The sequence below is a fragment of the Paenibacillus sp. cl141a genome (assembly GCF_900109305.1).
Lineage (GTDB): Bacteria > Bacillota > Bacilli > Paenibacillales > Paenibacillaceae > Paenibacillus_AQ > Paenibacillus_AQ lautus_A.
In genome coordinates this window covers 510,316-531,167 of sequence record NZ_FNZO01000002.1, presented here as the reverse complement: position 1 = coordinate 531,167, position 20,852 = coordinate 510,316, and the positions used below count along the sequence as shown (strand labels likewise).

Genomic DNA, 20,852 nt, shown 5'->3' with positions numbered 1-20,852 from the left:
TCGTCCGGCAAAGAACGGCTGCTTGGCGTCCTGACGGAGCGTGAAACGGAAGTAGTGCAGCTGCTTGCTTACGGAAAGAAAACAACGAAATATCTGCGATTTTATGCATTTCTGAAGGCACAACAAAAACGCACATCCACCATATCATAGAAAAACTTGGGGCGCAGGACCGCACACAGGCAGTGGTCACTACCATTCGAATGAAGCTTGTAAAATAAAAAAGAATCAATTGAAAAGCTTGCTCGGGGTATCGAGCTTGATATCGGAATACTTCCGTTCGATAATGGCGTTTCACGAGCCTTTACATTTCTTAAAGGAGGATTTGTATCTTTAACAAGTAGGCATATAGAAACAAGCTGGCTGTAGTCACCCGTGCTTCATGCGGAATCGGTAAAGCGTATGCCAAAGAACTGGCGGTACGAGACTGTCTTGTCGTTCTGGCAGCGCATCAAACTATTCAATCTTGTATCGCTGAGTATCACATCGTTGTTGAGCGTAGATTGCAACATTTGGGAAGTTAATGGCGTTATTTATTATAGAATGAAAATCGATAAAAATGAGAGGGGAAAAGGAATGAGATGGCTTGGAGGTTTCATCATTTTAATTGTACTATTGTTAATTATTCTGGTGTCTTGTAAATCTTCATCCAACCAGAATGTGGTTGAATATCGTCAAGAAGTAAGCCAATCAGAAATACCTGCTTTCAGTATATCGGCCAATGAAGTTGTAAGTGTGACAACGCACATGTTGGATTCAGATGATATTGCCGGAGAAACACATGAGGAAAATAATATTAATAAAATAATAAATATTTTAAACCACAATCATGCAATGGATCCCGATGATTCTCCACCGGCGGACTTTTACAGAGAAGTACGCATAAAAAAAATAGATGGATCCTATATAGTACTAAATTTCGGAGGAGGGGGGTCCTTTTTTAAAGAAGAAGATTCAGGATTTTTTTATGTTCTTTCACCAAAAGAAAATTATAAATCCTTAAATTCATTAATTGATTATATTGAAGGTGAAGACTAAATTAACATCATTTTTCGTAAATAGTTGTTGAAGAGATGATCTGTCCTGTTCAAACTTGTTAATGGCTGTCCAACAGTAAGCTTGGAGGTTGTGCTTCTTTCAAAGGTTTATGATCTACTTAAAAAATTGGCATCAATCAGTAAAATAACTAATGGCAGCGCAGGGATGAACCTAACGCTGCCATTTCTTCATTCACATACTTTGCCAAGGTGAGTTGTCTACTTGCAAGGCAGTTGTTATCCCATTTTGAAAATCGTAAGGAGAAAAATGCATCGTAGTTGTTAATATCACGTAAACCAACTCGACGATTTAAGACAAAGTGATTGTAAAAATTTGAGCATACTCTACAAAAAAATTGATGTGATTTTTTAGTCTGAAATATATTAGTTGTTAGGATTAACAGCCTTAGGTGTATCGCTTGTATACAATGATACTCCTCCTCCTGCAGATAAGGCTGGTAATATTTTCGTAACATATCCCCATGTACCTTCTGGTGTACCACTGTTACCGGAATTCCTCGCTTGTACTAGACCAACAATTTGCCATCTATTGTATGCATTAAAGACTGTTCCACCACTGTCTCCACCTAATATTACACCGCCACCTTCTTTGTATATCTGAATTAGATTCGATAAGGCTATACCGTCGTATTGTGAAGTGGCACTTGTCGATGTAACTGTGCCACAAGTAACGCCTGTAGTAATACCAGTTTTGCATAATAGTTGACCTGTTAATGCAGTGCTTGCTGAGGTGTATTTTTCATCATATTCTGCATTAGCTATTTCATTGTAATAATATTTATTTCCGATTCTTTTGTTTGTATTTGTTAGCAGAATAAGACCAACATCTGTTCCGCCGTTGTAATATCCAGATAAATGCTGTGTCCCGATATTAGTTCCACCTTGACTTACTGTAGAACCGATATTTTTAATGCAGTGACCGGCGGTTATTAAAAATTCCCTGGTATCTTTTGTAGCTGTAGCTCCTGTACTACAGCCAACACTGATTCTGATTCCTCCGCCCATTTCTATAAATGCATCGCTTCTGGATTTTGCTGGTATATTCAAAGAGCCTTCTTGTACTTCAATTAAATCACTATATTTAGTAATAAGAGAATTATTATTTGTATTTATTGATATTGTATTTTTATTAGGTACTGAAAGTATTACCTTTTGATCCTTCGTAGAAGGTATTATTGTATATCCTTCTAATGATTCTGTATTTCCGGAATCAATAAATTGAACAAGTTCATCTTGTACTTTTAGCAGATCATTTTTTGAATAATTAACTTTGCGAATAGATATTAAATCTTCTGGTAATACAGATTTCACTTCCTCTATGAAATTGTTAACCTGCATATTTTCATATGCAATGGCAATGACCAGATGCGGCTTCTCATTGTTTTCAATATAAATCTCACCATATTCATCAAATCCTTCTGGACTACCGAAGTATTTATTTGTTGTTGAGAGAATCAATTCGAGATATGCTTTTTCGAATTCTAGCTGTTTTTTTTGTTTATCATCTAGCGGCAGAAAAGTTTCTGAATTATTACTGACATGGATAAATTCCTCTTCCTCGTATTCAGCAAAAACAACAGTTTGAAACATAAACGCAATCATTAAAGTAAGAAGAGCTATTTTTCTTTTTTTTATTTGTATTCTCCTTATCTATTTAAATTTAGAAATCTAGATCGAAATAAGAACCCCCTTTCAATCGTATGATTTTCATTTATCCCTTACCAGTTGTGTATTTAACTCTATATGTATTAACTACTTAATACACAAAAAAGTTACAAAAAAGTAGCGAAATCGATGTGATAATAAAAGATGAATAGCTAATGTCGTTCAATAGAAAACAAGAAGGCCGCCGTTAACGAGGTCGCCTGCCTTTATTCAACTATTCTAGAGCGTATATGCAAACTGTGACGCCATAATTCGGGTAAATAAGAAGTATGATGAGACGATATGAAATACATGACGCCCAATGGAAAAATGATTAAAGACCCACTGCCGCCGGAACGAAAACCACAAGGAGGGAGACCGCCGAAAGACCATCGCCATATGCTGAATGCCATGTTATGGATTGCACGAACCGGTGCACCTTGGCGGGATTTACCGGAATACTACGGCTCTTGGTCCAGCGTTTACAGCCGATTTCTCCGTTGGAAAATCGCCGGCATTTGGGACAATATCTTAGAGCATGTCTCTACGGAACCTGATTGGGAAAGCGTTATGATTAACGCGACGAGCATCCGTGTTCACCAACATGCAGCGGGAGCAAAAAGGGGGGCCTCAAGCAAGCAATAGGGCGTTCCCGTGGCGGACTAACCACCAAAATTCACGCCGTGGTGGATGCGCTAGGTAATCCTTTGCGCTTTAAGTTAACAGGAGGCCAATGCCACGATTCGGTAACTGGCTATGAAATGTTAAAGCAAATGGATCTAACGAAAAAACAGGTGTTAGCTGATCAAGCGTACGACACCAATCAAATTCTTCAGCTAATAGAGCAGCAATCCGCCGCGCCTGTGATACCCAGTAAGAAAAGTCGCCGCAAACAAGGAAATGGGATAAAGAAACTTACAAGGAGCGGCATATCATTGAATGTTTCTTCAATAAAGTTAAACATTATCGTCGGTTGGCGACTCGCTTTGATAAGTTAGCAAGCTCATTCAGGGCTTTTTAACGCTGGCATCCATTATGGTTTGGCTCGCTTAGGTTTGCATACACGCCCTAGAAAGTAAGCGTCAAAGAGAGCTTTCCTCCCAACCGGAAAATATAGTATGCTAAGCCATATGAGGGGAGAGGATTATTATGGTAAAACAACTGATCATCGGCGATGCAGCGCAGGAACTGGCTCATACGCGCCGCGTTCTGGAACGCTTGCCCGAGGAGCATATGTCGTGGAAGCCGCACGAGAAATCGATGTCGCTCGGCGGGCTGGCCACGCACCTGATTAACCTGCTCAACTGGCAAATCGCAATTTTTCAGTACCCGGAGTTCGATCTTTCGACCGTGCCGCTGCGGCGGGAGGCTTTGGAAAAACGCGCCGACGTTCTGGAGGAATTCGACGCGAACGTGGGCAAGCTGGAGCAGCTGCTCGCCAAATGCGACGAGAAAACGCTCGCCGAGGAATGGACGCTGCGCCACGGCGACCATATCATCCTCCGCGCGCCGCGGGCGATTGCGCTCCGCACCTTCGGCTTCAGCCACATGGTTCATCATCGGGCTCAGTTAGGGGTATATCTGCGGCTTCTCGATATTCCGGTACCGGGCATCTACGGTCCATCTGCCGACGAGGCAGCGCAATGAACTAAAACTTCCCGAGCGGACAACATCAAACAGTCGCAGGGCACCGGCATAACCGCCGGCACTCTGCGACTTGTTTAGTTTAATGCTTTTCTATGAGCTGCTTCGTGCTTGTCGGGCGAGCTTCCCGCTCACCAAGACCATGACCGCGGCCAGCCCAAGAAAATACAAAGGCATGGCGACTAACGAACCGTCGTGAAGAAAGCTCATGCCGCTCGTTATCAGGCTGACGACAACGTAATAACCCAATCCGAAGATGGCCCCTGCCGTCCCGAGCACGTCTCCGTAATGGATCAGCGCCAGGCTGAGGCAGTTGGGAATGGCCATTCCGATGCCGAGCAGAATAATAAAAATACAGGATAATCAACACCAAATCCGTCACGGTGGCTTTGATCCCGCTAAGGGCAAAACCCGTGAAGCAAAGGGCTCCCACCGACGTAATGAACGTGCCGAGCAAGATAATGCGCTCTGCCTTGAGCATGGTCAGCAGCCTTTTCGACAGCAGCGCGCCGAAAATCGAGGACATCGCCACAAAAATTCCGAAGAAACCGAACGCAGCAGGTCTCATCTTAAAAAATTCAATAAAAATAAAGGGCGCCTCCGCATAATAACTGAACAAAATGCCGTTGGTCGCTCCAATAAGAAAACCGAATCCCCATACTCTGCGATCGAAGAGCAGACGCTTGACCACCAAGAACGTGTTAATCCTCGAGGCGGCCTGTACTCTGGTCTCGGGCAGGGAAATCCAGATGTAGGTCAATACGGCTGCGCTCAATATTACCAGCGTGAAGAAAACCGCTCGGAAGCCGAGCGATTGATCTACCCATCCGCCTATCAGCGGCCCTATCGCAGGAGTAAACGCCAGCGCCGCCGAAATCTGGGCAAACACCGCATGGCGTTTGGCTCCTTCTACGGTCTCGCGCAAAATCGTTTGCGTGACGACAGAGCCCGTGCTGGCACCAAAAGCCTGTATGAACTGGCTGACCCATAACCATTCGGCCGAACCGGACAGATAACAGCCCAGGCTGCCCAACCCATAGACCAGGATGCCCCACAGCATCGCGGGGCGCCGTCCGATGGAATCGGACAACCTCCCCCAGCAATATACGCCACAGGCAAAGCCCAAAAAGTAAACGCTGAGCGTAAGCTGGATCGCATTATGCTCGCCCCTAAATGATGAGCGATATCCGGTAAGGAAGGCGTATATATCGTTTCGCTTATTTGCGGGAAACCCACAAGAACAATAATCAACAGCAGCGACGGTTTTGAGATTTTTCTTTGCACAGCCAAACTCCCCCTTATCGTTTCAGAAAATCTCTAGTTTGCCGGCAAAGGAATTACGGGATCGGGGGTTTGCATTTGGTTAGTCTAGTAAATGAAAGCATTGAAAGTTCACCTGTACGAGATCCGATACGTCGTCGGCCGAACGTTAAATGCAAGAGCCCACGCGTCACGCGTGGGCTCTTGCTCCAAGGCTATACGATCCCCTGCCAGCTCTCATGGTACGCTCAATACAGCTCCCAAGTCTCCGTGCATAACGCAGGCAAAGAATCCGCAACACGCTCGCAGTCTTCATACCCCAGGTTGCCGGAATGCGCGAACAAAATCGCATATTCGCCCTTTGTCGGCGCTTCCCTCATATCGAACATATAATGGTTTCCGCTTCCATCCATCGCAAACGACACCGCACCAGGCATATACTCCGGCAGCTCGTAGGCCAGGTTCATCTCCCTCAGGTCATCCGTGTCAAAGAACTGGAAAAGACGTGCTCCCTGTTGAAATTCCCCGCCGTTGGAATACTTCAATAAATCCAAATAGCTGGCGGGAAAGTTTCGCCGAGGCAGCTTCCAGCCTGCAGGATCCAGCGGAACATATTGATCGTAGAAGGGGGAGCTTTTGTGAAAAGGATTCACTTGCCTTCCCTTGATTTCATCCATCTCCTGCACGGAAAGCCCTGTATTCCATTCCATAACAAAACGGGCAATTTGTTCTTCGGTGGCACCCGCGCGTATGTCGTACGCGTGCTCAAAATCGATATTCCACATCTTCGCCTGCCTCCGTCCCAATACTTCCTTCCTCGCAACTTCTTCAAACATTATAAAGGAAATACTGGAAAATGAAATCATGCCGCGGGAATCAGGTGCTTTCTATGTTCATGGATTTGCGGCAACGGCGGCGGTCACAGATGGGATCCTCCACTGGCATCGATGCATTGACCGGTGATCCATCGGCTGTCCGGAGATGCCAGGAATGCAGCTATGTCCGCGATATCCCCAGGCTCACCCCATCTTCCGAAAATCGAATAGCTGGCCCCAAATTGGAAAGAGGCCGGGTCCTGAAGCATGGAGGCCTGCATGTCGGTAGCAACGAATCCGGGCTGAATCGCATTGATCGTAATTCCACGGGTACCCAACTGGCTCGACAGAGAGAGGGTCAGCGAATTAATGGCCCCCTTTGTCATCGAATACGCCGGAATACCGGGCAAGGAGATTCGCGTTACTGCAGATGATAGGTTGATAATGCGCCCATCGTCTCGAAGGCGTGGGAGAGCCTGCTGAATGATGAAGAATGGCGACTTCACGTTCATTCGCATCACTTCATCAAAGGTTTCCTCCGTGGTATCCTCTATGGTTTCCATCAAGCCGACTCCAGCATTGTTGACCAGAATGTCGAAATGCGTATTTCCGGTTCGTGCTTTCAACGTCTCATCCAGCACACCATACAGAGTACTTATCCCATCCAAGGAGGCAAGATCCGCTCCTACCAAGAAAGCTTCCCCTCCGGCCTGCGTAATCTCGCACAAGACCTCTTCTGCCGCCTCACGGTTCTTGCCATAGTGAACGGCTACCAACGCTCCCTCCTTCGCCAATCGTGTCGCGATACCACGCCCAATGCCTCGGCTGGAGCCCGTAACCAAGGCAATTTTTCCATTCAATGTTTTCATTCTCATCATCTCCTCTTCTTCTTTCAGTTTAGTTTTATCACAGGCCCCATTTCGAAATGTTGCGCTCCTATTCCCGTTCTCCGCTCGATTTCAAACATTATAAAAAAGCCACTCCTGGATAGGGGGGCTGGATGCAGGGCATTAGCGGCGACCTGCAAGCTTATGAAAATTAAAAATCATTTACATTCCATGTGAAGATTATTATAATGAGTATATCAAAAGAGCTGCGCAACCTATGTTTGCATAAAGCGATTAAAGGATGAGTTTTTCCTTTAATCGCTTTTTTTGTGAGCTTGTTGAAAGTCATGGAGGTATATCGTATGAAAAAAAGAGCGTTTGATATGATCATGCTGCTCATCGGGGCATTTATTTTTGCGCTGGCGGTCAATTTATTCGTCATTCCGAACGATTTTGGCGAAGGCGGCGTAACCGGGATATCGATCATCCTGTTTTATGTACTGAAATGGTCGCCGGCGCTGGTCGGCATTGTGATTAACGGGATATTGCTGATGATCGGCTACAAGCTGCTGGATAAAAAAACGACGGTTTACACCATCATCGCCGTTGCCTTTCATTCCCTATTCCTGCACTTGACGGAGAACTGGCGCATCGCGTCGGATGAGCCGGTGATCAACGCCATTTTCGCCGGACTGTTCGCCGGCGTCGGGATCGGACTCATCGTCCGTGTGGGCGGAACGACGGCAGGCACGGTGATACTGGCTCGTCTGGCCAATAAATATTGGGATTGGAATATCAGTTATGCCCTGCTGTTCTTTGACCTGATCGTGGCCGGACTGTCCGTCTTCGTAATCGGGATCGAGAAGGTGATGTTCACCGTGGTCATCCTCTACATCGGCACCAAGGCAATGGAATTCATCATTGAGGGCTTGAATCCCAAAAAAGCCGTTACCATCATCTCGACACATCATGACCGCATTGCCATTCGGGTTACGGAGATTATGGACCGTGGGGTAACCGTGCTCCGGGGGTACGGATATTACACCGGTCAGACCAAAGACGTACTCTACATCGTCATCAGCAAACAGGAAGTTTCCATGCTCAAAAAAATCGTCCGTGCCGAGGATAAAAACGCCTTTGTTACCATCCACGACGTACGTGACGTGTTCGGGGAAGGATTTATTGATATTTCCAAGTAAAGCCGAACTTATCGTTAGATATAAAAAGATCGAAACCATCGCTAAAGGCGGGCTTCGATCTTTTTTCGTAATAACTCGGCTCCATCGAAGGATCAGGGGGACATATATCTTCCATATTCCAACCCGAGATCCGTAATCGCATCGTCCGATACGGACAGAAGCGAAACATTCTCACCTTCCGTGCCCATCCACTGCACGCCAAGCACAAGACCAAGCTCCGATTCTGCCGCAAACAGAAAGGAGAACATGGCCGGACGCACCTCTCCTTGGTCATCCACTCTCCACGTCGAGCTCGGATCGTACTTCGCCGAATAATCGTAATACAGCCAGCCGCTCTCGCGTTTCAGCGCCAAGCTGGCCAGCATATCGTCACCTTCTCTGACGAACTGCACCAGATAGAGGGACTCTCCGTCCGGAAGCTGAATAAGCGGCCATGCCTGCTCTACCGCTCTCCCCTTGCTGTTCTTGATCTCCTGCAGCACTTGTCCATCTGCCTGCTCCGGCTTGGCCGGCTGGATGGTCAACAGTGCCTCTTCCGGAATATGGCGCTTTGGTATGATGAAGTACGTTGCATTCGGGGCGGCCGTCCCCTCCGTCACCTCGTACAGTTGCCCGGCCTGATGGCTGAAATTCTGCGAAGTTTGCCTGCCGTTATCTTCTTCCGTCGCTTGCTGCTCACCCGCATATTGGACCGGAAGCGGCTCGCCGCCCTGGCCGATGGCAATCAGCGAGGCTTCTTCATCCTGAATAGCGGCATCCGGATTAACGAGCAGCCTATGCCCCGTTTCGTCGGAAAATGCAAAGGTCCCTTCCTGTAAGGCAGCCACGTCCCGGATCACCAAGGGTGGGTCCTCCTTTACGTCAGGGGCCGGCTCCACGCTCGAAACGGATGGGGGTTCGACCTTCCCGTTCTCCGAATCCGCGCATGCGGTCAAGGTACATAGGGCTGTCATGAACAGCGCTGCCCATATCTTTTTCATGCCTTCAGCTCCTGTAATAAGATTCCAACTCTTCCATAACCTCAGACGAAAAAACGGCCGAAAAAGTTGATGCCAAAGTTCCTTTTATTTGTATTTTTCCATGACAAAATCGGATGATTTTTTGCATTTTCGCTACATAAAACACGGGATAATGGCTGATTAACTTACACCTAATGACAGGTTCATAGAAATATTTAATGAGTTTGCAAAAAACATTTTATTGGTAATACGAGGCAAGATTCTATAAAATTCTTTTTAACTTAAAAATGCTGAGTGCAAACTTTTAATGGTTTTGTACAAATGGTTCAAGACGGACGTCCCTTTCCTGCAACACCAACGATTTTTCTCGCAATTCTACTTTAACGATTTGAAGGAGTGCATCGCAAAAGTGACTACGAATATTTCTGTAACTTCACCCCTTACTGCCGCGCAAGAATATGTGGAATCCATCTATAACCAAGTTGTAGCCCGCGATCCGCATGAGTCCGAGTTTCACCAAGCCGTCCGGGAATTTGTGGATTCTCTCGTCCCTGTGTTAGCCCAGCACCCGAAATACCGGGAACACGGCATTCTGGAGCGCCTTGTCGAGCCGGAGCGCATGGTCACCTTCCGCGTACCTTGGGTGGATGATCAAGGCAAAACGCAAGTCAACCGCGGATTCCGCGTTCAGTTTAACAGCGCACTTGGTCCGTACAAAGGCGGCATCCGGTTCCATCCGTCGGTTTATGCCGGCATCGTCAAATTCCTCGGTTTTGAGCAAATCTTCAAAAACTCGCTCACCGGCCAGCCCATCGGCGGCGGCAAAGGCGGTTCGGACTTCGATCCGAAAGGCAAATCCGATCAGGAAGTCATGCGTTTTACCCAGAGCTTCATGACCGAGCTGTACCGTCATATCGGACCTGATTCCGATGTGCCTGCGGGCGATATCGGCGTGGGCGCTCGTGAGATCGGTTATATGTTCGGTCAATACAAACGCATCCGCGGAGGGCATGAGGCCGGCGTGCTGACAGGCAAAGGCGTCATTTATGGCGGAAGCCTGGCACGTACGGAAGCAACCGGTTACGGCTGCGTCTACTTCGTACAGGAGATGCTGGCTGCGAAGGGCCTTAGCTTCCAGGACAGCCGCGTCGTGGTGTCCGGTTCGGGCAACGTCTCCATCTACGCCATCGAAAAGGCACAGCAGCTCGGTGCGCACGTCATCGCTTGCAGCGACTCTAACGGATATCTGTATGATCCGGAAGGAATTAACCTTGAAACCGTCAAGCTGCTCAAGGAGCGGGATCGTCTGCGGATCAGCGAATACGTGAAGATTCATCCGCATGCCGTATACACCGAAGGCTGCACGGGAATCTGGACGCTTCCATGCGATATCGCACTCCCTTGCGCCACGCAGAATGAGCTCGACGCCGACGCTGCGAAAACCCTCATCTCGAATGGAGTGAAGGCCATCGGCGAAGGCGCGAACATGCCTTCCACGTTGGAGGCGATTGAGCTTTTCATCAGCAAGGGCGTATTGTTTGGGCCGGCTAAAGCCGCCAATGCAGGCGGAGTTGCCGTATCGGCTCTCGAGATGAGCCAAAACAGCATGAGAATGTCATGGACGTTTGAAGAGGTGGATGCGAAGCTCCATCAAATCATGAAGAACATTTACACCAGTGCGGTAGATGCTGCAGAAGAGTATGGCGTAGCCGGCAATCTTGTGGCCGGTGCCAACATCGCAGGCTTTATCAAAGTGGCCGATGCCATGATCGCGCAAGGAATCGTATAAATCACACAAAAAAAAGCCCTGCCGCATATGCGGCAGGGCTTTTTGCAGCTTATAGGAGCTCGCTGCGGAGCTGTTCGGCCGATTTTGGCGACAGGTACCCGAGCGGAATGTCAAACACCGTCTTGGCGCCCTGCTGTCCCTCTCTGCTCAAGCGATGCGCAGCTCTTGCATAAGACACGAGCACGCTTGCCGTAAATTCAGGGTTGCTGTCCAGCTTCAGGCCAAATTCAACAATTTGCTTGCTTCCGTTTCCGGTAACCCCGCTGCGGATGACAAATCCGCCGTGAGGCATTCCGGCATGCTCAGCCTCAAGCTCTTCTTGCGTAATAAAGGTAACGGTTGTATCGTAATCGGAGAAATAGTTCGGCATCGACACAATCGTCTGACGGATTTGCTCTTGGTCCGCGCCTTCTTCCGCAACGACGAAACAATCTCTCCGGTGCTTCTCGCGAGTGGCAAGCTCCGGTGTCTCGCCGGAACGGATCTGGTTAATAACCTCTTCTACAGGAACCGTGTATTGAACGCCTGCTTTCACTCCGGGTACGCGACGGATCGCATCGGAGTGGCCTTGGCTTACGCCTTTGCCCCAGAACGTATAATCTTTACCTTCCGGCAAAATCGCTTCGGCAAGCAGACGGTTCATGGAGAACAAGCCCGGATCCCAGCCTGTCGAGATGACGCTGATATGGCCGCCGCCCATCGCGGCTTTGTTAACCTCCTGGAAAAACTCAGGAATTTTAGCGTGCGTGTCAAAGCTGTCTACCGTATTGAACATGCTGGCAAGCTGTGGCGTTTGCTCCGGCAAATCGGTAGCCGAACCGCCGCACAGAATCATCACGTCAATCTTCCCGATATATTGCTCTGCCACTGAAATATGCTCGAAACGTGCACCGGAATTGGCCGGCATTTGCTGCGGGTCTCTGCGCGTGAAGATGGCTACCAGCTCCAAATCCGGATTTTGCCCGATGGCTTTCTGCACGCCCTTGCCCAAGTTTCCATAACCTACGATCCCTACTTTAATAGTTGCGTTCAATGTTATCCTCCCTTTGTCAGTCCATTTGCTTTGACATGATGTTTATGTACTGCTTTAAAGTATAAGTATATAGACATCACACTAATTGTAAACTATTTTATATGAAGAGGAAATTGTTTCTAGCTGCGTCATTCATATTTTCACCTGCTAGCCGATAACTTGAACAACGTTTCCTTCCTGATCTTTGATTTCCGTCTTCACGATTTCAATTCGGATTCCAGGTAAACCGGAAAGCTCGAAGGTGCTGACCTGCGGAACCAAACGGCTTGAGAATTCACCCGCCGTCCGATCGTCCAGGATCAACGTTACATCTCCATCCTCCGCGGTCCAGCGGCTCTCGTTCCCCGGCTCAAATACGACCCGAACCTCCGGACCTACAAGGCTCAAGCTCTTCTCCTTCAGAATTCGCCCCTGCAGCAGCTTGCCGATGATGCCCGCCTGCTTGGCGCCGATTTGGAGCGCAGCCGGGGTTTTGCTTAACCAGCCCTTTTTTCCCGGTTCAAAAGCCAGCTGGCTCACATAGAGAAATCCGGTGTTCGAGCCTTCCTCCTTCATTCCTCTATCCACGGTTTCCGAGATCGAAGATACCTTAAGAAATGAATCCCGATTCAAATCCGTTATGTAAAGCGGCATATGTTCTGCACAAGCTTGCAGCACGCCAAGCGTATTCCAGGTCTGCATCGCCTCAAGCTCTTCCCGGGTAATGCCGATCATCTGCAGGAATTCGACCCGCCCATTCGGTGTTTCCATGGCCGGCAGCTCGGGATCCTCGATAAAGGCGAGTGCGGTCAGCTGCGTATCGGCACCCAGGCAGATCGGTCCATTGGCATCCAAATAATCGCCCGAGCGAAAAATATTCCCGCTGTTAAACACGTATCTCCCCATATTCTGAAGCAGATTTAACGCCCACGCCGGCGGCTCTTCCTCATCCTCCGGCTTAGCCAGCCTGAACGTCAATTCAAAGCCGTAACCGCTCTCCTCCAGATGATCCGATTCTTTATCATAGAGCTCGCTAAAACCATAGGTAACCATATGCCAATGCGGAATTGGCGTATCCGAGACATAAGCGCTGATTCCATTCAGCGGATCAGGTCCTCCAAGCGCATACGGAATCAGCGCTCCGTAATGCTTCGGCTCCTGCTCTCCATATCGCTTCAGCAGTGCATCGTCAATCGCGTCCCAGCCGGGTGCGTTATCTTCATATGTCATATCCTGTTCCCTCCCGTTATCGTTTCCATCCTAAACTTCACCCTATCCGCCCCAGTTAAATCATATCCCCTTCCATTAGGCGGCGCATTCAACAATTACCGATAATACAAGCAAGGAAGCTTCAGGACGATAGCCCAGCCTCCTCCTTCACTTCATTATATAGGACATATTGGGGCATGAAGAAGTTTCCAGAGAAGTGTATAATAGTACCATATCAACTAAGGAGCCTACATGTTCATGAAAAAATTAACGGCATTATTAGTAACCATAACGCTCACCGCTTCGCTTGCAATCTCTTCGCTGGCCCTGCAGCCGGACTCTGCCGACGCGGCCTCCGCCAAGGAATGGATACAAATCTCCGAAAGGACGTCCTATTACGGCGAAGCGGCTGACGGCCAGCCTAACGGACGCGGCACCATCAAGTGGGGCGACGGCAAACAATATTCCGGCGATTTCATGGACGGGAAGCGTGCCGGGAGCGGTAAATACATTAACGAATACCAACTGGACGGCGAAGCGCATAAGGTGGTGTACAGCGGCCGCTGGAACCATGACAAAATGGATGGCGAAGGCATCCTGACCCATAAGGTGACATTGCCGGACGGGTCCGTCCGATGGAACCAGATCCAGAAAGGGACATTCAAGGCAGGCGTCTTCCAAAACGGATACGATGTGATTCATGCCGTGGCCGATCCCGACTACAGCTTTACCTACAAGAAGGGCCAGGAACTGCTCGTGATTATGGGCACCAATCAGGACATGAAAAAAAACTGGGCGAGCGGAACGATGTTCAGCGCTCAATACAAGAATGGTTCCGTCAACCATCGTTACTCGATCTTCCCGGCCAATTCGGCAGCCGAGCAGCGTCAGAACGACGCCGCGCTCCGATATTTCAAGAACATTCAAACCAAGATTGCTCCGCATCTGCAGCAATTCGAAGCATTGTCCAAGCAGGTTCCGTTAAAATAACCCGCCATAAAAAGAACCCGGTATTGCCAAGGCAGAACCGGGTTCTTTGATTTAACCGGAGTGAATTCACCGTCTTGCTGCGCCCGTCCCTCGTTCAGCATCGTGATCGTCTTATCGATTCGCCGCTTACGCGTCTCCATCGTCTTGGCCCTTTAATTGACAGCGCCAAGCGGCGCAGGTTGGCTGTAGGGCAAACGATCAAAGAATTGACGGGCCGCCGGATTCTGCTCACTCAGGCTTATTCCGTCATCCCTATTGTGCCGTCCAGCCGCCATCTACAAGCAGCAAGGTGCCCGTCACGAGGTCGGAGGCCGGTGATGCCAAATAGATAACGGCGCCGGCCACATCGCCTATGGTGCCGATCCGGCCTGCCGGGATCCGCGCCAATACGCCGTCCTGAAACTCAGGGGAGTCCAATCTCTCGGCCGTTCCCGGCGTATGGATGAAGGTGGGACCCACCGCATTGATGTTGACGCCTCGGCTGGACCACTCCAGCGCCAGCACCTTCGTCAGCTGGTTAACGCCGCCCTTGGAGGCGCAATAGGCAGCGCCTTCGGTAATCCCGACGACGCTGACCTGCGAGCTGACGTTGATGATTTTTCCATAACCCTGCTCCAGCATAAGGCGGCCGGCAGCCTGACAGCAGAAAAATACGCCTTTCAAATTAACGTCCATCATCTCGTCCCAATATTCTTCCGTAATGTCTTCCGCGAGCATGCCCTCTCCCAAACCCGCGTTATTGACCACGATATCTAGCCGGCCAAAGTCCTCGGCTACCTGTCTAAATACGGATCGGACCTGCCCCACATTGCGTACATCCAGCTCATAGGCCTTGGCCTGGCCTCCCGCCCGGGAGATTTCCTCAACCAACCGATCCAGCGACGCTTTGCTTCGTGCCATGACGGCAACCTTGGCTCCTGCCGCTGCGAGCGCTTGGGCTAGTCCGTAACCGATGCCTTTGCTGGCACCCGTCACGATTGCTATTTTATCCTGAATGCTGAAATTGGGCTGCATAGGGTAAACCTCCATCACCTTGGATTCGTTTGTGTAGTTACATTAAAGCATGACGTCTTGGCCTCGGGCAATCATTTCGGATGTTCTGAGAGCAAAGGCTGTCCACAACTCCTGAAACACGAAAATTGCATCCATAGAGGAATCTCCCCCTCAGGGATAGAAGTGAGGGATATCGTATCGTTGTATTTTAGATATGAAGGTATGGAGGAGCCAAAAATGAGCGAACGGTTAACCGAAGCGCAGCAGCAAGCGATTCTTCATGTCGAATCGTTAGCGGCGAGCACACGGAAGAGCACCGCGGCCATGACGGAGCATATTTTACGAAAACATGGAAAAGATCCCGTTACGATGCGCCGACTGTTAACGCGCATCGAAAAGCATGCCCGTGTCACGTTGAATTTCCATCCGGATCGGATACTGCCTACAGGCCGCTTCGTCATCGAATCACTCCTGACGGAAGGCTTATATCATAACCAATTCATCACGAGCGTGACCAACGGAAGCCGTACGGCCTACCCGGGCGGCGACCGCGACCAATGGGAACGGCTCCTGTTTGGCGGAGCCTACCAGCAGCCCGGCGTTCGCCATGACGAGCGGCCGAAGTACGGCGCACTCAATCTCATGAATTATGCTGACGGGGCGTCTCCCCGCTTCGGTTCTTGTTTTCTGGTGCTGTCCCCGGGCATATTGAAGCGCAGCACCTTTACATTCGGTGACAGTCATGCAGCCCCCGAGTTTGTAGGCACCCTCCGTCAGTGGGATGCGATTCTAGCTGCGCTCTTGCAGCAAGTGGAATCCACCGGCTCGGCCCTGGGTTCTCCGAATAAAAATATTCCAGCTATGCTGGAGCGGCTGATTCATCTTCCTTCCTCGCATACCGGTCCCTCCGGACCGGTCGGCCGCTCCTTGGACGATTATATTGAAGCACAGATCCATGGTCCCATCGACTTGTCCAGCGATGCGGAGGCCCTGGTTGCCGATCCGTCCTACAAGCATACCCCGATCGGCCGCCTGCTCCATGCGCTGTGTGAGCGATATCATCTTGCCCTGTCCTGGCATCCGGGGTTCTCTCTTGCCGTGCAGGATGTCCCCGATGACTTCCGGGGACCCGCCATGCCGCCGCTGGCCAAGCGGGTCGACCAGAGGTACGCAGGCTCGAAAGGCATCCTGGATGCGGCCATCATCGGCAAAGCGGCTGCTCACCTGGAGGATGATCCAAGCCATTGGAGCGATTGGGGAACCTATGAAGAGACTTTTCAGCATCTCAAACAGCTGTGGCATGTGCTCGTAAAATATGGACATCCGAATCCGAATGCCGCAGACCTCTAAGCGGCGTTTGCATCTCAGCGTTTCAAACGGAATCCCCGCCCGCGGAATAGCATGGCTAGCGAAATCTGTACAGAAACGGCTAGGCCTATCCGCTGCAGCTTCTTATATATTGATCTTAGAAAGGATGATGACCGGATGGATTGGGTCCAGCGGATGAATGAAGCCATCGGCTATATAGAAGCGAACATAACCGAAGAGATCGATTACGCTGAAGCGGCGCAGGTCGCCTGCTGCTCCGCATCCCATTTTCAACGCATGTTTCCGTTCATTACGGATGTCACGCTCTCCGAATACATACGGAGACGGAGATTGACACTAGCCGCATTCGAGCTGCAAAACAGCGACATCAAGGTCATCGACCTTGCACTTAAATACGGCTATGATTCTCCGGAAGCGTTCGCGCGTGCATTCCAGAACATGCACGGCACAACGCCAACGGCCGCTCGCCAGGCCGGTACCAAGCTAAAGGCCTATCCCCGCATCTCCTTTCAATTCTCCATGCGAGGGGCTGCCGAATTGAATTACAGAATCGAAGAAATGAAGGCATTTTCCGTTATCGGTTTCAAGAAGCAAGTAAGCACGCAGCGCGCCTATGAAGATGTTCCCCTTCTCTGGAAAGACGCCCATGCGGAAGGCATCTTCGACAAGTTGTGGAACTACCGTGCACAAGATCATCCCATCCGGGGAATTCTCGGGGTTTGTGCAGACGGCGACTACGGGAAGAACGAGTATTTCGACTACATCATGTCCGTCGTATCGACGCATAATCCTCCGGAACCGATGGTGTTGCGGCATTTCCCTGCCGCTGCATGGGCGGTATTCGAACTGGAAGGAGATCCGAAGGGCATTGCGGAGATGTGGAAGCGTCTTTACACCGAGTGGATTCCGTCCCATGCCTACGATCTTGCGCCGCTGCCTGCAATCGAATGCTATCTTCCCCCGGATGAGTATAAGAACGAATTATGGGTTCCTGTCATTCGAAAGTCGCAATAAGTATTGCTGCTGAAGACATGTTTAGGGGCTCACCGCATCAAAGGCCATAAATCATAGGGTTTACGGCCGACCATGGTGCAGTGAGTCCCCATCATGTTTTCCTGCCGAAATGAAACAGCCCCAGCGCCAACCAGCCCGCCGTCAACAATGCCGTGCCGATGAGCACCGGAAAGGGGCCAAATTGATAAATCAAGGGCACCGAGAGTGCCGTAAACAAACCTCCGCCCAAGATCGGCTCAAACAACAGCTGCTTATAGCCAAAACTTTCGACAGAATGAGTACGGTTGTCTCCATCCACGATTCTCAGCATCAGCAGCCCTGTGGCCGTCATGCCTAGCGACTGTCCCAGATCGGCCATTCCCCGCTCAAACCAATGCTTCGGAATCATGCGGGGCGCAAAAATCATGAAGGTGAACACACTCCATCCCAGCCCTACCGCCGCGAGCATAAGAAACGGGACGAGATTATCCCCGATCACGGACAGGGACAGCGTGCCCAGCGCACTGACGATCAGAAGGTCCAGCGCCAAGCCTTGAATCCGTACGATAAGCCCGCGGCTGATTAAATAGCTCTTTCCCATTCGCCCCAGTACGATTTGAATCAGTACGCTTCCGAGCATCGCGAACGTAAACAACGGGACATACGTCATAAATTCCATGTCCGTATTCCGCCCCCACGTCCATCTTTCAAGCAGAATGAATCCTTCAAGCACAACGTATCCAATCAGAATGGAAGCGGCAATCAACCCGATGTGCAGGGTCAGCGGCTCAATGGATTCAGGCTTTGTCGTCAGCTTGCCCGCAGATCCCTGCTCTTTCTCTGCAACCATTCCCTTCAGCTCCTCAGACGGCATGTCACCCGGCTTCTCAATATGCTCAGTCTTATTGTTTCTGGCACCCCAGTTAATCAGGAAGATGCAGATGATAACGCCGCTCAGCATGCTGACCGTTGCAAGTCCGAGGGCCAAATCCGTTCCCTCTTCAAAACCGACTTGTTCAAACGTACCGGCAAGTCCGGCTGCGGTTCCGTGTCCGCCTTCAAAGGAAATCTCAATTAAAGCGCCGGCTTCGGGCGGCATGCCAAAGAACGGGACAAGCACAAGCACCGCCAGCAGAAGCCCGAGCACGTACTGCCCCCAGGACATCATCTGCCCGAAAGTCAGCTGCGGTCCGGCAATCTCCCATATTTTCTTCACGCCGGGGATCTCCTTGCCCAGAAACAAGCTTGCAAAAATAACGCTGATCAGCAGCTCCGGCAGCGCTCCCCATACTTCCAGCGCAAATTCGGGAAACAGCCCCTGGGCCAGGGCAGCATCCTCAAATCCGATAAAGCGGACCAGCCTTCCAAGCACTTCCTCGCCAAGCAGCAATACCAGCAGTCCAGCGATAATGGAGGCGGGAATAAACCACCTCTGGAAAGACCCGATACGGGTTCTCACCCATTTTCCTACCAACAATGCAAGACAGATCAACAGCAAACTCATGCCGATTTGTTCAGCAGACATCCCAGGCATTCCTCCTCGTCGTCGTTGTCATGTATGGGGAAGGTGCTTTGAATCGTTTACTCTATACTGATTAACGCGTTCGGCAGGCAGATAAACAAGATATCCTCATACGCATCAAGATCGAAATATAAAAAACCGCTCTTCATCAGAGCGGTTTGCAGCTTTTCGCATAAGTTTGTATATAAGGCTAGAAAGCCCGTCCTTCGTTGCCTGCGATGTTCCTGTCAGATCCGGCTATTCCGTTTGAACGGGAATCATGATCATAAACTCAGGGTCATCCGTGTACGGGTCTTGACTCATCGGATACTGTTCAAAATGCGTTAAATGATCCGGATTGTATTCCGAGTAGCCTTGTTCCGCAATCCAGGCATAGATATTGTTGTAAGATTGGTCGATGCTCTGCCCTTTGCGATGGGAACAAGCGGCATAGGTTAATGCGGGAACGGATATCGTAACCATCCCTTCCGGTACTTCCTCAATCCGCTCCACTTCGACGACGGCATAATGGATGAATCCATCCCCCCCGGGAGCCGCGTGGTAAGATAACCCTAGCAGGGTGTCCGCATGGATTGCGTGAGGAATCTCCGCAAGCCGATCTTGCAGCGTCCGCTGCACCGCCCGGATTCCGCCCGCGCCTGCCTCGGCAAATGTGCCCTCCCACTTCAAACCGACGGCCTGAAATGCCGGTTTTCTCGTAACCGCTGCTTCATTTCGTTGATCGATGTTCATTGGTAAATACTCCTTTATCCTCTTTTTAGTTTCATTATATACTTGGACTATGCCAGAAACTGTCACAGTATAAAAAATACCCAAGGAGCAGATTTATGCCCAAAACCGAACGGATCCTTAACGTCATGCAGCGAGTGTATGAACGGCAGAACTTCACCGTCGGCGAGTTAGCCGAGGAATTCTCGGTCTCGTATCGTACGATGCTCCGCTATCTTCATGAACTGTCCCGGCTAGGCGTCCCCTTATACGCCAATGAAGGAAAGAATGGCGGCTATTCCATTCTGACTTCTCGGCAGAAACGGGAACGAACCGAGCAGACGAACGAGACCATTCAGCGGATCATCAAACCGCGGACGCTGATCGTCGGCCTGGAGATGAAGCTCCCCTTCACGGCCTATTACATGTCTCAGGCCCTCAAGCCCAGGCTGTGGCAGGAGCTTATAAACCGGATGGAGGAGATTCCCTATATCCGCCATAAAACGCCGAACCCCTTGTTTATTGCTGCTGTGCTGAACCGGCAGCCGATCTATCATTATGTAGCAGGGTTCGAGGTCAGCACGATCCGTGATATGCCGGAGCGGATGGTGAGTTTAACCCTGCCGACCCAGGAATATGCGATGTACACCCATGAAGGTCATTCCGAACGGGAGGATACCGACCAGTCCTATTCCTATGTTCTTCAGCTGCTGAAACAACGCGGGCTTATGCCGAACCCCGAACACTACAGCCTGGAACTGAGAACCTCGGTGCATGCCTCGAAGACCCAGATCTACATCCCTATAACCTGAGTCAGGGAACTTCATTCCGGTAAAATGGTACGCTGGGGGATGCGCATATTCAGGCTTACCCCTTGGCGATATAAAAAAGCGAGCCCGGTCTT

General features: G+C 50.0%; 18 protein-coding genes and 2 pseudogenes. 10 read left to right on the top strand and 10 right to left on the bottom strand.

All coding sequences use genetic code 11. The annotated features are described in order from the left end of the window. Positions 1 to 89: 89 nt before the first annotated feature. Both BMX45_RS32210 and BMX45_RS07585 read left to right on the top strand, forming a co-directional pair. Positions 90 to 218, top strand: a complete 129-nt coding sequence (locus tag BMX45_RS32210; protein WP_090909540.1) for a LuxR C-terminal-related transcriptional regulator — start codon at positions 90 to 92, stop codon at positions 216 to 218. A 322-nt stretch (positions 219 to 540) separates the two neighbouring features. Continuing rightward, complete coding sequence (locus BMX45_RS07585) at positions 541 to 1,035, top strand: hypothetical protein (RefSeq protein WP_175495057.1); 495 nt, start codon at positions 541 to 543, stop codon at positions 1,033 to 1,035. A 383-nt stretch (positions 1,036 to 1,418) separates the two neighbouring features. On the opposite strand, the gene BMX45_RS07580 is transcribed toward BMX45_RS07585, so the two are convergent. Further along, positions 1,419 to 2,645 (bottom strand): chymotrypsin family serine protease, encoded by a 1,227-nt coding sequence (locus tag BMX45_RS07580; protein ID WP_139212438.1) that lies wholly within the window; start codon positions 2,643 to 2,645, stop codon positions 1,419 to 1,421. Between the two features lie 344 nt (positions 2,646 to 2,989). On the opposite strand from BMX45_RS07580, the pseudogene BMX45_RS07575 reads away from it, so the two are divergent. Together BMX45_RS07575 and BMX45_RS07570 are read left to right on the top strand one after the other, a co-directional pair. Continuing rightward, a pseudogene (locus BMX45_RS07575) lies at positions 2,990 to 3,720 on the top strand (IS5 family transposase). A gap of 128 nt (positions 3,721 to 3,848) precedes the next feature. After that, positions 3,849 to 4,346 (top strand): DinB family protein, encoded by a 498-nt coding sequence (locus tag BMX45_RS07570; RefSeq protein WP_090909156.1) that lies wholly within the window; start codon positions 3,849 to 3,851, stop codon positions 4,344 to 4,346. Positions 4,347 to 4,436: 90 nt separating this feature from the next. Here the strand turns inward: BMX45_RS07570 and BMX45_RS07565 are convergent. The 3 genes and pseudogenes from BMX45_RS07565 to BMX45_RS07555 all read right to left on the bottom strand — a co-directional run bounded on the left by BMX45_RS07565 (position 4,437) and on the right by BMX45_RS07555 (position 7,287). Continuing rightward, positions 4,437 to 5,627: pseudogene (locus tag BMX45_RS07565) on the bottom strand (multidrug effflux MFS transporter). A gap of 224 nt (positions 5,628 to 5,851) precedes the next feature. Then, on the bottom strand, positions 5,852 to 6,388 hold the full coding sequence (locus tag BMX45_RS07560; RefSeq protein ID WP_009595770.1) for an SMI1/KNR4 family protein: 537 nt from the start codon (positions 6,386 to 6,388) through the stop codon (positions 5,852 to 5,854). 134 nt (positions 6,389 to 6,522) lie between these two features. Beyond that, positions 6,523 to 7,287, bottom strand: coding sequence for an SDR family oxidoreductase (locus BMX45_RS07555; RefSeq protein ID WP_090909155.1), 765 nt, complete (start codon positions 7,285 to 7,287; stop codon positions 6,523 to 6,525). A 320-nt stretch (positions 7,288 to 7,607) separates the two neighbouring features. Here BMX45_RS07555 and BMX45_RS07550 point away from each other — a divergent pair, with 320 nt between their 5' ends. Further along, complete coding sequence (locus tag BMX45_RS07550) at positions 7,608 to 8,444, top strand: YitT family protein (RefSeq protein WP_009595825.1); 837 nt, start codon at positions 7,608 to 7,610, stop codon at positions 8,442 to 8,444. A gap of 92 nt (positions 8,445 to 8,536) precedes the next feature. Here BMX45_RS07550 and BMX45_RS07545 read toward each other — a convergent pair whose 3' ends face one another. Then, positions 8,537 to 9,424 (bottom strand): hypothetical protein, encoded by an 888-nt coding sequence (locus BMX45_RS07545; protein ID WP_090909154.1) that lies wholly within the window; start codon positions 9,422 to 9,424, stop codon positions 8,537 to 8,539. A gap of 388 nt (positions 9,425 to 9,812) precedes the next feature. Between BMX45_RS07545 and gdhA the strand changes: the two genes are divergently transcribed. Then, positions 9,813 to 11,192 (top strand): NADP-specific glutamate dehydrogenase, encoded by a 1,380-nt coding sequence (gene gdhA / locus BMX45_RS07540; protein ID WP_036674176.1) that lies wholly within the window; start codon positions 9,813 to 9,815, stop codon positions 11,190 to 11,192. Between the two features lie 49 nt (positions 11,193 to 11,241). Here gdhA and BMX45_RS07535 read toward each other — a convergent pair whose 3' ends face one another. Beyond that, positions 11,242 to 12,225 carry a diaminopimelate dehydrogenase gene (locus tag BMX45_RS07535; RefSeq protein ID WP_015737036.1) on the bottom strand — a complete coding sequence of 328 codons (984 nt, stop codon included), beginning with the start codon at positions 12,223 to 12,225 and terminating at the stop codon, positions 11,242 to 11,244. 147 nt (positions 12,226 to 12,372) lie between these two features. Continuing rightward, on the bottom strand, positions 12,373 to 13,434 hold the full coding sequence (locus BMX45_RS07530) for a suppressor of fused domain protein (protein WP_090909153.1): 1,062 nt from the start codon (positions 13,432 to 13,434) through the stop codon (positions 12,373 to 12,375). A 237-nt stretch (positions 13,435 to 13,671) separates the two neighbouring features. Here BMX45_RS07530 and BMX45_RS07525 point away from each other — a divergent pair, with 237 nt between their 5' ends. Beyond that, positions 13,672 to 14,403: an MORN repeat-containing protein gene (locus tag BMX45_RS07525; protein WP_090909152.1), complete on the top strand. Its 732-nt coding sequence runs from the start codon at positions 13,672 to 13,674 to the stop codon at positions 14,401 to 14,403. A gap of 252 nt (positions 14,404 to 14,655) precedes the next feature. On the opposite strand, the gene BMX45_RS07520 is transcribed toward BMX45_RS07525, so the two are convergent. Next, positions 14,656 to 15,417, bottom strand: coding sequence for an SDR family NAD(P)-dependent oxidoreductase (locus BMX45_RS07520; RefSeq protein WP_090909151.1), 762 nt, complete (start codon positions 15,415 to 15,417; stop codon positions 14,656 to 14,658). A 216-nt stretch (positions 15,418 to 15,633) separates the two neighbouring features. Between BMX45_RS07520 and BMX45_RS07515 the strand changes: the two genes are divergently transcribed. Then, positions 15,634 to 16,746 (top strand): DUF3626 domain-containing protein, encoded by a 1,113-nt coding sequence (locus tag BMX45_RS07515; RefSeq protein ID WP_090909150.1) that lies wholly within the window; start codon positions 15,634 to 15,636, stop codon positions 16,744 to 16,746. Positions 16,747 to 16,881: 135 nt separating this feature from the next. Beyond that, on the top strand, positions 16,882 to 17,739 hold the full coding sequence (locus tag BMX45_RS07510; protein ID WP_090909149.1) for an AraC family transcriptional regulator: 858 nt from the start codon (positions 16,882 to 16,884) through the stop codon (positions 17,737 to 17,739). 91 nt (positions 17,740 to 17,830) lie between these two features. On the opposite strand, the gene BMX45_RS07505 is transcribed toward BMX45_RS07510, so the two are convergent. Beyond that, on the bottom strand, positions 17,831 to 19,243 hold the full coding sequence (locus tag BMX45_RS07505) for a sodium/glutamate symporter (protein ID WP_090909148.1): 1,413 nt from the start codon (positions 19,241 to 19,243) through the stop codon (positions 17,831 to 17,833). Between the two features lie 234 nt (positions 19,244 to 19,477). Then, positions 19,478 to 19,972, bottom strand: coding sequence for a GyrI-like domain-containing protein (locus BMX45_RS07500; RefSeq protein ID WP_090909147.1), 495 nt, complete (start codon positions 19,970 to 19,972; stop codon positions 19,478 to 19,480). 95 nt (positions 19,973 to 20,067) lie between these two features. Between BMX45_RS07500 and BMX45_RS07495 the strand changes: the two genes are divergently transcribed. Beyond that, positions 20,068 to 20,760, top strand: a complete 693-nt coding sequence (locus BMX45_RS07495; protein ID WP_090909146.1) for a GyrI-like domain-containing protein — start codon at positions 20,068 to 20,070, stop codon at positions 20,758 to 20,760. Positions 20,761 to 20,852 lie beyond the last annotated feature (92 nt).